This window comes from Sporosarcina sp. Y838, from assembly GCF_056786515.1.
Genome location: NZ_JBXCJD010000009.1, coordinates 39,927 through 52,453 on the forward strand (window position 1 = coordinate 39,927; position 12,527 = coordinate 52,453).

Here is a 12,527-nt window from a genome sequence, read left to right on the forward strand (position 1 = left end):
CATCCTGTAGGCATCCGACAGGCATAAGACGGGTTGGCGGAGCGGCGTTCTTTGCCCGGGAAGGATGCAGTTCAATCCTTCCTAGCCGAACCGACTTATGACCCGAGGAGTTGGCGCATGTAGCTAGACAACAAGAAAAGTGGAAGGCGACTGGAAAGGGGGATGGGGAAGTGGACTTCGGATTTACGGATGAACAGAAAATGCTGAGAAAAACTGCACGCCAATTCGTGGATGTAGAGATTATGCCGTATATCCAAGATTGGGATGCGGATGGCGGATTCGACCCGGCAATTTGGAAGAAGCTCGCAGATCTTGGTTTCATGGGGGTTTGTATTCCTGAACAATATGGCGGCAGTGGGATGGATTACAATTCACTTGCTATTTTGTGTGAAGAATTGGAGCGAGGCGATACGGCTTTTCGTACCGCGGTATCAGTCCATATCGGTCTAAACTCGATGAGCATTATGCAGTGGGGAAATGAAGAGCAAAAGCAGAAGTATCTTGTACCTCAAGCAAAGGGTGAGAAAATCGGTGCATTCGGTTTAACGGAACCTGGTGCAGGGTCTGACGTCGCAGCAATGGCGACAACTGCCGTTCGTGACGGGGACGATTATGTATTGAATGGTCAAAAAACATGGATTTCCCTGTGTGATGTGGCGGATCATTTCCTCGTTTTCGCCTACACGGATAAAACGAAAAAGCACCATGGCATCAGCGCGTTTATCGTCGAACGAACGACGCCGGGTTTTTCATCGAAAGCCATCAAAGGGAAGTACGGTATTCGTGCAGGCAATACGGGCGAATTGTTTTTTGAGGATATGCGTATCCCGGCAGCGAACTTGTTAGGGGGAGAAGGTGACGGATTCAAGATTGCCATGGCTTCCCTTGATAATGGGCGCTTCACAGTCGCTGCAGGAGCAGTCGGTTTAATCATGGGCTGTCTCGAAGAAAGCGTGAAATATTGTCATACCAGGGAGACATTTGGTAAGGAAATCGGCAGACACCAGCTCGTCCAACAAATGATTGCCAATATGGAAGCGGGTTATCAGATGAGCCGTCTTCTCGTCTACCGGGCCGGAGAAATGAAAAACAAAGGCTTACGCAATACACGCGAGACGTCGCTAGCGAAATGGCAGGCATGCGATTTTGCCAATAAAGCGGCGGACGACGCAGTACAAATCCACGGCGCTTATGGCTATTCGGATGACTATCCAGTCGCTAGGTTCCTGCGGAACTCAAAAGCGCCGGTTATCTACGAAGGGACACGTGAAATTCATACAATTATGCAGGCGGAATATGTACTTGGATACAGGGAAGACAAGAAATTGAGCAAAATGCTACCGGAATGGCCGTTTGAGTGAATAGGCAACCCCTGATGTGCTACATGCATCAGGTTTTTTTCGTGGGAAATTCGTTATTCTGTGATAATGGATAATTCTGATAGATGCGCTGATTCAACTTCTTCTATAAGAAAGAAGCAATATTATGTAACAATCCATAGTGTGAAACGGTCTAATTCTGCTAAAGGGGTGGTAAAGGATATGTTTAAGAAAAGGATGCTATCTTTATTGATGATAATTTTACTAGTATTTGTCGCGGGCTGCAGTACGGGATCAAATCCAAAAACAACCAACAGTACGCCGCCAATTTCGAATGACGTCAAGTTTGGTAAGGGGGATTACAAGAAAATTACCACTGCCAATAATGAATTGGGATTCGAGTTATTGAGTGTAGCCGAAGAAGATGATAATAACAATGTCTTCATTTCACCGGCAAGTTTATTCATGGCGCTGTCGATGGTTTATAACGGTGCGGACGGCAAGACGAAAGAGGAAATTGCGAAGACATTGCATATAGACGGTATGGAGGCGGACGAGCTGAATCAGGCGAATGCTTCATGGCTGACGAAGCTTATGAAAGAAAATGATCAAATTCAATTGAACATAGCCAATTCAATTTGGTTGAATGAAGTCTTTCATTTTCAGGACGATTTTGCGAAAAACAATAATGATTACTTCAATGCTGAAATTCAGGAAATCGACATTGCCGACAGTGATTCCGTAAAAAGGATTAATGACTGGGTTAAAAAGTCGACAAATCAAAAGATAGATGGGGTTGTTGAAGCCCCATTAGATCCTGACTTAGTGACGCTACTCATCAATGCGATTTACTTTAAGGGCGACTGGACACATGAATTTAATAAGGACTTTACTAATGATCAAGCGTTCCGTTTGCTAGACGGCTCTACAAAAGATGTCCCACTGATGTCTCTGAATGAAAAACTTGCCTATATGGAAAATGAACATTTTCAAGCAGTTGAGCTCCCTTATGGCGATGGGGAAATGAGTATGAAAGTGTTTTTACCGAAGGAAGACTCTAGTTTAGAGGAATTCAAGAAACTTCTGACCAATGAGAACTGGGTGAATTGGAGTAAGGAATTTAACGCAAGACAAGGTAACGTATTACTGCCTAAGTTTCAATTGGAATACGAAACGCAGTTGAATGATGCATTGAAGAAACTTGGTATGGGAAGTGCATTTTCAGATTCCGCCGACTTTTCAAAAATGATCAAAGAGGGCCATCCGTTGAAAATTAGCAAGGTAAAGCAGAAAACATTCATTGAAGTAAATGAAGTTGGTACCGAGGCAGCAGCGGTGACGTCGGTAGAAGTGGTTACAGAATCAGCATCCGTCGATGACTCATTTTTTATGGAAGTGAATCGACCATTCTTCTTTACAATTAATGATGATGAAACGAATACCATTCTATTTATGGGTAGTATTTTGAACCCGTAAGACTAGGGACGTATGAGCTAGGCTTAGGAGGGGGGCAATGAAGAAGTCCATCGTTATGATAGGACTAAGAATTCCCCTTACTTCTCACTTCGGCATCAATAGGATTTCTTGTTTCAAACTATTACCTGAGAAAAAGGTAACTCTATTTATCTTATAATGTTAGGCTACGAATGATGAGAGCTTTTCATCTATTCTAGCCTTATTTACAATAGTGCCAAAGTTTATGATAAACTAACTCTTGAAATAACTAACTTAATAATAAGGAGAAATGCCATATGAAAGTCGAGTCTTCATTTAAAGTAGAGCCTGCTTTAAAAATGTCTATCTTTTCACCGGCAATTTTTGGTGATTTAAGAGCGGCCGCTAATGCAAAAAAAGCTACAGGTACTGAAGTTTTTGATTTGAGCCTGGGTAGCCCCGATCTCCCGCCTGATGAAAAGGTCAGAAAAGTCTTATCGGAACAAAGTGCGTTAGCAAGTACATATGGTTACACTTTAGGCGGTACAAAACGCTTTAACGAGGCGGTCGCTAACTATTACCAACGACGTTCAGGTGTTGCGTTAAACCCTGAAACAGAAATCATCCAAACGATGGGATCCCAAGAAGGACTTGTCCATCTGCCTTTTGCTTTCTGTAATGAAGGAGATTTTGTGCTGACAACGAATCCGGCTTATGTAGCTTATGAAGCGGGCATTAAGCTTGCGGGTGCAGTTCCATATGAGATGCCATTGTTAGCGGAAAATGGTTTTTTGCCTGACTTGGACGCAATTCCTGAAGAAGTTGCACAAAATGCTAAATTGCTCATTCTGAATTTACCGGGAAATCCTGTTCCGGCGATGCCGAGCCTGGAATACTTTGAGAAAGTAGTAGCTTTCGCAAAGAAATATAATGTCATCGTGCTTCATGACGCTGCCTATTCCGAATACTATTTCTCAGGTGATTCCCCAGTCAGCTTCTTATCGACACCGGGTGCGATGGAGGTTGGAATGGAAATTAACTCATTATCCAAGAGCTTCAGCCTGGCGGGTGCAAGAATAGCCTATATTGCCGGCAACGCAGAGATGGTGGGTATTATGAAACAGCTTAAATCGAATCTGGATTACGGTACGTTCGGTCCGATTCAGGAAGCTGCAATCGTTGCTCTCGATAATGCCGAAGAAATTACGGATCGTTTGCGGGAAGAATTTTCAGCGCGTCATAAGGTTTTAATGAAAGGGATGGAGGAGATTGGATGGTCAGCCACTCCGTCAAGCGGCGGCATGTTCGTCTGGGCTAAGTATCCGTATGACATGGATGACAAGGCCTTTGTTTTTCATGTGATTGAACAATGTGGTGTCGTCATGGTTCCTGGTAGTATCTTCGGCACAGAAGGCGCTGGTTTCGTCCGGTTGGCGCTTGTTCAGAAGGTGGATGTGATAGAGAAAGCGATTGAACGACTACGGAGTTTAGGTATGTAAGTAGAAGAAGGTTAGCGAGGGGCGGAGATAACCGCCCTTGCTAACCTTTTTATGTGGAATGAATTAGAAATCCTGCTATTACCGCTTCGGCTATCGCGTAGGCGCGCCTGCGATATATGGTAAATGTTGGAAAGTATATTGCTTTTTCGGGGATTGCTAAGGCGATTAATATAAGTCCAATACATATGGATAGAGTTGGGAATCCTTCTAATACCGCTTCGGCGCTTTGTGGATGCCTCCCGCGATAAGCCAGAAAGAAAACCGCTTTCAGTCTTATCGCTTCGGCTACCACGTAGACGCGCCTTCGCTAGATAGTCTCTATGTAGAAAAGCGTATTTCATTATCGGGGATATGGCCTACAGCTTGTAGTACGTACGTTTTCAATGAAATTAATATCAAATAATAATCACATTATAATCTCAGTCTATACATCTTAAAATCACTTTCAATAATATACACACCAGCGTAGGCGCGGCAAAGGGGTAGCCGAAGCCTTGAGACTGGATGCGAAGCGCTAATCCAGGCTCATGGCGAGAGGCATCCCCAAAGCGCCAAGCGATCTACAATCCACACTCTGAACCGAAACTCCTTCAATAATGAATACCTAGAAAAGCTGGTAGAAAAAGCTTAAACTTTAGTGACGGGTTAACCAATGCTATACTAGGGTGCTGGGTGTAGAATTGCGTTTTAATTAGCCAAATCGAAGCGCCGTATCGGATTCATTTGAACTCTTTATTATATAGCTATCCTATTTATTGAAAATAGATTCAACGGAATGGAGTTAAAAACTATGGACAAGAAAAAAGGCGGCTTGAAGCCGTTTTACTCTCTAATTGTATCAACAGGGATCCCGAAGCTAGCTTTAACTATCGGCTTGACAGCAGGCGTGTTGACGACACTTGCAGGGTTGGTAGTCCCTTTGCTAACGAAAAGCTTAGTGGATGGCTTTTCGGTTGCCTCGCTAAGTATCCCGCTAATGATTGCTATCGGAGTGGCGTTTATTGTTCAAGCGGTAATCGATGGGGTATCCATTTATTCACTTAGTTATGTAGGGCAAAAAGTGGTTGCCAAATTGCGTGAACGAATGTGGACGAAGTTGATTCGTTTGCCTGTCAGTCACTTTGACAAGGAATCGAGCGGAGAAACGGTGAGCCGTGTCATTAATGATACGGGAATCGTGAAAGAATTGATTACGCAGCATTTCCCACAATTCATTACGGGTGTCATTTCGATTATAGGTGCGGTGACAATTCTACTCATTATGGATTGGAAAATGACGCTTATTATGTTGATTTCAGTTCCTATTACAGTAGGAATTATGATTCCGCTTGGTAGCAAAATGGCTAAAATTTCACGTGGACTACAAGATGAAACAGCTTTATTTACAGGTCAAATTCAGCAGACGCTCGGCGAAATTCGCTTGATGAAAGCTTCAAATGCCGAAAAGAATGAAGAGGCAAGTGGGAAAGCTGGAATCGGAAAATTACTCGGATTTGGCTTGAAAGAAGCTCGTATTTTTGCTCTGATTGCTCCTTTTATGTATCTAGTTGTCATGGTCGTAATCGTCATGATTATCGGATATGGCGGCATGCGTGTTGCGAACGGTACAATGTCGACAGGTACACTTATTGCATTCCTACTGTATCTATTCCAAATTATTTTTCCAATTACATCATTTGCCATGTTCTTCACGCAATTGCAGAAGGCGAAAGGCGCAACAGAGCGTATTATCGACATTTTGGAATTGCCATTGGAAGAAGGTCAGGATGGCTTAGTGATGGATATTACTGACAAAGTAATTCAGGTTGTGGATGTATCCTTTGCCTATGAAGCGGATGAGCCAGTGATTGGGAATGTGTCTTTTGAGGCGCGACCTGGTGAAATGATTGCATTCGCAGGGCCGAGTGGTGGAGGGAAAACGACGATGTTCGGATTGCTTGAACGATTTTACGAACCAACTGCTGGTGAAATCCGAATTGGCGGCACGCCCATAAATGAGTTGTCGATGGCATCGTGGCGTAGTCAGATTGGCTACGTTTCGCAGGAAAGTGCCATGATGGCCGGAACGATTCGCGAAAACTTATGCTACGGTTTAGAAGATGGTGAAAGTATTCCGGATGAAAGGCTTTGGGAAGTTGCTGAAATGGCTTATGCTGACGAATTCGTCAAAACATTTCCGAAAGGATTGGACACTGAAGTTGGCGAACGAGGTGTGAAACTTTCGGGAGGTCAAAGACAGCGGATTGCCATCGCACGAGCATTTCTACGTGATCCGAAGATATTGATGATGGACGAGGCAACAGCAAGCCTTGACAGTCAATCGGAAAGTGTTGTTCAAGATGCACTGTCGCGATTAATGGAAGGGCGTACAACATTCGTTATCGCCCACAGATTATCCACAATTGTCGATGCAGATAAAATTATTTTCATCGAGAATGGGCAAGTAACGGGCAGTGGAACACATAAAGAATTGATAGAAACACATGCGTTGTATCGTGAATTTGCGGAACAGCAACTGGCTTAACGATTTAACCCATACTAAGAGCTCGCAGAAGGTGTCTTTTTACCAGGATGCGGGCTCTTTTTATTCTTTAAATATATTCATTAAACCCATTAAGACAATCACTAGTAGAGAAGTTCCTTTTAGGTTGGACGGTAGGATAGATGACTCTGGAGCTATACTGTGTTAAACTATTCTTACTATTAGTGAGCGGAGGTGAGGAATGATGTTAGATACTGTGTATGCACGTGGATGTTTACTGGAATATTTAGCCACTTCATGTGCGATTACTCATGAAATTACAGTCAACGGGGCAAGTCTGTCCTTTTTTAGACGATTTCAGTAATCACACAGCTGTTTGGCATTTCATTCCTTACGATTATTTTTTAAGGGGGAGATCGCTTACACGCGGTCTTTTTTTGATGTCTAGATTTCGGGTGTCTATAGGGCGCTCCGTGCTATTTTAGAGATGCTTCCAGTTGTGAACATAAAACGGAAGGAAGTGAATAACGATGATATGTACAATTCAACAAGTAAGCAAAATGCTCGGTGGGAATACAATTTTTGAAAATCTTTCTTTGGAGATAAAAACAGGTGATAAATTAGGTATCGTTGGTAGAAATGGGAGCGGAAAAACGACGTTATTTAAGCTGGTATCGGAAATGGAACAACCAGATAGTGGGGCAATTCATTTTAAAAAGGGTACGAAAATAGGCTATTTAGCGCAAATCCCTATATTTGAAAAAGAAACGACCGGCTTTGATGTGCTCAATAGTGCATTTAAAGAGCTGAAGGAACTGCAGGCGAAAATGTCGGAGTTAGAGACAAAGCTAGCCAATGTCGGAAACGAAGACATGGATAAGTTGCTTCGGGTATATGGGGATTTACAGGAGGAATTCGCGCGTCGTGATGGTTACGCGGTGGACTCGGAAATTGACAAAGTCATCAATGGATTACAGTTGAAATCCTTTGTCGGACGTTCCTTCGGACAATTAAGCGGCGGTGAACAGACGAAGATTATGCTAGGTAAGCTCTTGTTGACGAAGCCGGATTTGCTGCTATTGGATGAACCGACGAATCATTTGGATTTATTTGCTGTCGAGTGGTTAGAAGAATATCTGAAGGATTATACGGGAACAGTCGTCATCATTTCGCATGATCGTTACTTTTTGGATAGTGTCGTGATGAAGATTGCAGATCTTGAAGAAGGAGAGCTCAATCTATATTTCGGGAATTATTCCGCTTTCATCCACGAAAAAGAAGAGCGTCTTATGAGGGAGTTCCAGGATTACGAAGAGCAACAAAAGAAAATCAGGAAAATGAAAGAATCCATTAAACGGCTCCGCCAATGGGCAAATGAAGCCAATCCTCCGAATCCTGGATTGCACCGGCAAGCGCGCAATATGGAACGAGCGCTAGAACGGATGGGAAAGGTAAGGAAGCCACTCATCGATCCGAAGAAGATGACCTTGTCTTTTGAAGCCGCGCCAAGAAGCGGTAAGGAAGTTGTTGTAATGGAAGGAGTCATGAAATCATTTGGTCAACAGGAGCTTTTAAAGGGTGCCGATTTCCATGTATATTGGAAAGATCGAACAGCGATTGTCGGCCGGAATGGATGCGGGAAATCAACCGTACTAAAAATTCTTTTGGGAGAACTTCCAATTGACGCTGGGTTGAGTAAAGTAGGGAATAGCGTGAAAATCGGATTCTTGTCACAACACTTTGAAATCAAAGACCCGAAGGCACGTCTTATTGATGTCTTTCGGGGGGAAGTGAACGTAGCTGAAGGGGAAGCTCGACATATATTAGCGAAATTCATGTTTTACGGTCCAGATGTATTCATGCGAATTGGAGACTTAAGCGGTGGAGAACGGATGCGGCTTCGTTTGGCGCAACTGATGTATCAGGATGTTAATTTCCTAGTGCTTGACGAGCCGACCAATCATTTGGATATTGAGTCACGCGAGGTATTAGAAGAGGCACTTGAAGATTTTGCGGGTACAATTGTTGCGGTTTCGCATGACCGTTATTTCCTAAATAAATTATTCTCCCGCACGGCATGGTTGGAAGAAGGTCTTATTACAACATTTGAAGGGCCATACAATTGGGCTCGCCAGAAGTGGCAAGAGTTTCAAAGTAATAAGGTAGAAGAAGTGATTAAACCTGCTGTAGTCGAAAAACTGAAGTTAGCAAAAGTGAAAGAAGAAGATCTTGAAAACGTCGAAGAATCCATTATAAGGATTGAACTTGCAATTGGAACACTGGAAAAAGAAGCGGCAGACGAAACAGATTGGGTGAACTATGAATTAAGCTTAACGAAGATTGCAATACTGCAAAAAGAGCTAGAGTCTTGTTATGAGAGATGGACGAGTGAAGTAGACTCGTAAAATTAAAACAATCGAAGGTGGGAAAAATAATATGAAAATCATTGTCACCAACAAGATCAAGACAAGGCATTAAAGTTTTATACAGAAGCGCTAGGCTTTGTAAAAAAACATGATGTTCCCAGTGGAGAATTTAGGTGGATTACGCTTGTTTCACCAGGAGAGCAAGAAGGTACTGAGCTTCTGCTCGAACCAGATAATCATCCAGTAGCCAAAGAATATCAAAAGAAGCTGTTTGAAGAAGGCATACCTGTAACCATGTTTGGTGTTGAGGATGTTCGCAAAGAGTACGATAGGTTATTGAAACACGGCGTGAAGTTTACTTTAGAGCCAACAAAAGCAGGTGAAGTCACAATAGCTGTCTTCGACGATACATGCGGAAACCATATTCAGATAATACAGCAGTAACTTTAAGCGGCAAGCAATTATTCATAACAGGATAACCTGCCCCTCGGTAAAAGGGTCGTGATTCATTCGCCGAAAGCGGACCGGAAATAGTCCAGTGAAAATGGCGGTTTTCAAGCCCTTCTCGCCAGTAACTTATGTAAATTAGTAAGAAACCCAGCTAATCTTCACACGAGAAGATAGCTGGGTTTTTAAAGTTGGATATGCAAAATAAATGCGAATTATCGCTCACAGGTACAGACAGCCAAAGCAATCTTCAAAACAGTCACTTGTTCATGATCCTACAAAACCGCCTCCGTCTACATGAAGCGTTTGACCTGTCATATAACTGGAATCTGTAGATGCTAAAAATACATAAGCAGGTGCATTTTCTGCGGGTTGGCCGCGGCGTTTCACTGGTGTATCCGATCCATGCTGTTGCACTTTTTTTGCATCGAACGTTGCTGGGATGAGTGGCGTCCAAATTGGACCGGGTGCTACGGCGTTAACGCGAATCCCTTTTTCTGCTAAATTCAACGCTAGTGAGCGGGTAAATGAAGTAATTGCTCCTTTCGTCGCGGAATAATCTAGCAAGCCGGGGGAACCGTTATACGCCGTTACAGAAGACGTGTTAATGATGGAATCGCCATTTGTCATATGGTTTAAAGCCGCTTTCGTCAAATAAAATAATCCGAAGAAGTTCGTTTCAAATGTTTCTCGGAGTTGATCTGCTGAAATAGCAAAAATATCGTCCTGCGGAAACTGTTTTCCAGCATTGTTTACAAGGATATTCAAACTGCCGAATTCATTAACTACTTCATCGATTAATTGCTCACAATGTTCCTCTTCACTGATGTCGATTCGAATTTTTAGCGCTTTCCCGCCATATTCTTCAATCAATTTAACAGTCATGTTCGCATCGATATCTTCCTGCTCACTTAAATATGCGATAGCGACATTTGCACCTTCCTTTGCATATGCGACAGCAACTGCCCGTCCGATACCGCTGTCTCCACCTGTTATCAATGCGGTTTTTCCTTTTAATTTCCCTGAGCCTTTATAATTCTTATCGTCATAAATCGGGGCTGGATTCATTTCTGCTTCCACGCCGGGTTGCTCGTTTTGTGTCTGTCCTGGAATCTTATTATCAATTTTCTCATACTTATCTTCTGGCAAAGCAATTCCTCCTTACGAATGGTCTTCTTAAGAAATCATTCCCTGTCAATTAATGAACTAAACGAAAAACGCCCAAATTGCCGTAAATGGGGCAATTTGGGCGTTTCGTTCAACAAGGAGGAATGAAGTTCAATTCCTTCCTGTTGCAGCCTCAGGCGGATGTCGCAGAATTTGAAAGGAGTTAATTGAGAAAGCTCAATTCAAAATCTTGACGCAATCACTCCGAGGTGTGACTGATTCTTATAGAAGTCCAATCCATTTCCAATACGTTGCACTGAATAGAAGGATAAGTAAATAGCCGACAACCGTAAGCACGATACCAGATTTCAGGAAATCCTTTACTGTAAACGAACCCGTACCATAAGCAAGCATGTTTTGCGGTGCGCTGACTGGAAGAAGGAAACCAAAGCTAATAACGAATTGTTGGATTAAAACAAAACCGACACTGTTCGCATCCAAGGAAATCGTTGTAGTAAGCGCGATGAATATCGGAATAAGTGCCGATGACAAGCTCGTCGCACTGGCGAACCCTAAGTGAATGAGAATGTTAAACAGTGATAGTAAGGCAATCGTCGCGAGGAGTGGCATATTTTCAAGGCCCATTGCGCCGAACACCCGATTGGATAACCATTGGGCGCCTCCTGTATCCAATAGGACCGTACCAAGTGCGATCCCTACGGCGAAGACGATGATTGTTCCCCACGGAATAAGTTTTTCAACCGTTTTCCATTCGAAGACGCCAATTTTTGGGGAGAGCAAAATCGCAATCGCCACAAGCGTCACGGTCGTCGTGTCAAATGGGTGAAGTACTTCTTCCGTTGACCAGAAGAACAAAAGAGCGAGAGCGACGACAATCAACCGTTTCTCTGAAGATTTCATCGGGCCAAGTTCTTTCAGCTGACCCTGAATCAGTTCCGCGCCACCTTCAACAACTTGCGTTTCAGGCTTAATTAGTTTAATCATAACGAAATACAGGACGACGGACATGATAATTGACCATGGAGCGGCATACATGAACCAAGCTCCCCAGGAGATAGACACGCCCATTTCACTTTCGATGAAACCGAGCGCCACCATATTTTGTGCAGCACCTGTCTTGATGCCGATATTCCAGATTGAGACTGATTGGACGGCAGTGATGACAAGGAGTGCACCAAGACGGCTATTATGTGGTAAACCGAACGCCGCAACCATCCCAAGAAGAATTGGAACAACCGCGCCTGCACGTGCAGTAGCACTTGGCACGAAGAACGCCAGAACAATCGATACAATGATGGCACCAAATACGATAGCGCCAGTTTTCACGCCTACTTTCGAAAGAATATATAGCGCGAGCCGTTTATGAAGATTTGTGGCCTGCATCGCCGCTGCTAAAAAAAGGGCAGCGGCAACAAGCGCAACCGCGGAGTTTGAAAACCCGCCTAGCGCAAATGTAAGAGCCGCTTTTGTGCCAAGCAAGACATCGGGATTCGCCATATCGGGTGCAAGACCGAGTGTCACAGCAATAAGGCCGATAATCATTGCTGAACTCACAGGATAAGCTACCGCTTCCGTCATCCAAAGAATGACCGCAAACGCCAAAATAGCGAGTGCACGCTGCCCCATAACAGGCAAGTCCTCACCCGAATTAGGCAGAAGCATGATGACAATCATGACGATGAACGCCAGGGCAATCCAATATGGCTTCAGATTACGTTTGGGCTTTTTAATCGTTTCAGCGGTTTCCAACGGTTATCAAACCTTTCTGCTCTATACGTACTTATACTAATTGTACCCATACTATATAGGCGATAAAACACGCAAAAACTACAAAATTTGTAAAAACGAAAAA

The 12,527-nt window shown here is 43.5% G+C and carries 8 protein-coding genes and 1 pseudogene; 7 read left to right on the forward strand and 2 right to left on the reverse strand.

The window, feature by feature from the left end; genetic code table 11:
* Positions 1-170 precede the first annotated feature (170 nt).
* The 7 genes and pseudogenes from AC1TO4_RS12905 to AC1TO4_RS12935 all read left to right on the forward strand — a co-directional run.
* Positions 171-1,361: an acyl-CoA dehydrogenase family protein gene (locus AC1TO4_RS12905; protein ID WP_482105663.1), complete on the forward strand. Its 1,191-nt coding sequence runs from the start codon at positions 171-173 to the stop codon at positions 1,359-1,361.
* A 180-nt stretch (positions 1,362-1,541) separates the two neighbouring features.
* Positions 1,542-2,795 carry a serpin family protein gene (locus AC1TO4_RS12910; protein ID WP_482105664.1) on the forward strand — a complete coding sequence of 418 codons (1,254 nt, stop codon included), beginning with the start codon at positions 1,542-1,544 and terminating at the stop codon, positions 2,793-2,795.
* A 275-nt stretch (positions 2,796-3,070) separates the two neighbouring features.
* The gene (locus AC1TO4_RS12915; RefSeq protein ID WP_482105665.1) at positions 3,071-4,252 is read left to right on the forward strand and encodes an aminotransferase class I/II-fold pyridoxal phosphate-dependent enzyme; all 1,182 of its coding nucleotides are present in this window, start codon (positions 3,071-3,073) and stop codon (positions 4,250-4,252) included.
* Positions 4,253-5,042: 790 nt separating this feature from the next.
* A complete protein-coding gene (locus AC1TO4_RS12920) occupies positions 5,043-6,776 on the forward strand; it encodes an ABC transporter ATP-binding protein (RefSeq protein ID WP_482105666.1) in 1,734 nt (577 codons plus the stop codon).
* A gap of 202 nt (positions 6,777-6,978) precedes the next feature.
* Positions 6,979-7,098 carry an RAxF-45 family protein gene (locus tag AC1TO4_RS12925; RefSeq protein ID WP_482105698.1) on the forward strand — a complete coding sequence of 40 codons (120 nt, stop codon included), beginning with the start codon at positions 6,979-6,981 and terminating at the stop codon, positions 7,096-7,098.
* A gap of 166 nt (positions 7,099-7,264) precedes the next feature.
* Positions 7,265-9,139 carry a ribosomal protection-like ABC-F family protein gene (gene abc-f, locus AC1TO4_RS12930; protein WP_482105667.1) on the forward strand — a complete coding sequence of 625 codons (1,875 nt, stop codon included), beginning with the start codon at positions 7,265-7,267 and terminating at the stop codon, positions 9,137-9,139.
* A 51-nt stretch (positions 9,140-9,190) separates the two neighbouring features.
* Positions 9,191-9,544: pseudogene (locus AC1TO4_RS12935) on the forward strand (VOC family protein); the annotation flags it as partial.
* A gap of 270 nt (positions 9,545-9,814) precedes the next feature.
* On the opposite strand, the gene AC1TO4_RS12940 reads toward AC1TO4_RS12935, so the two are convergent.
* Together AC1TO4_RS12940 and AC1TO4_RS12945 are read right to left on the reverse strand one after the other, a co-directional pair.
* Positions 9,815-10,696, reverse strand: a complete 882-nt coding sequence (locus AC1TO4_RS12940) for an SDR family oxidoreductase (RefSeq protein WP_482105668.1) — start codon at positions 10,694-10,696, stop codon at positions 9,815-9,817.
* Positions 10,697-10,936: 240 nt separating this feature from the next.
* Positions 10,937-12,424, reverse strand: coding sequence for a DASS family sodium-coupled anion symporter (locus AC1TO4_RS12945; RefSeq protein ID WP_482105669.1), 1,488 nt, complete (start codon positions 12,422-12,424; stop codon positions 10,937-10,939).
* Positions 12,425-12,527: the final 103 nt, after the last annotated feature.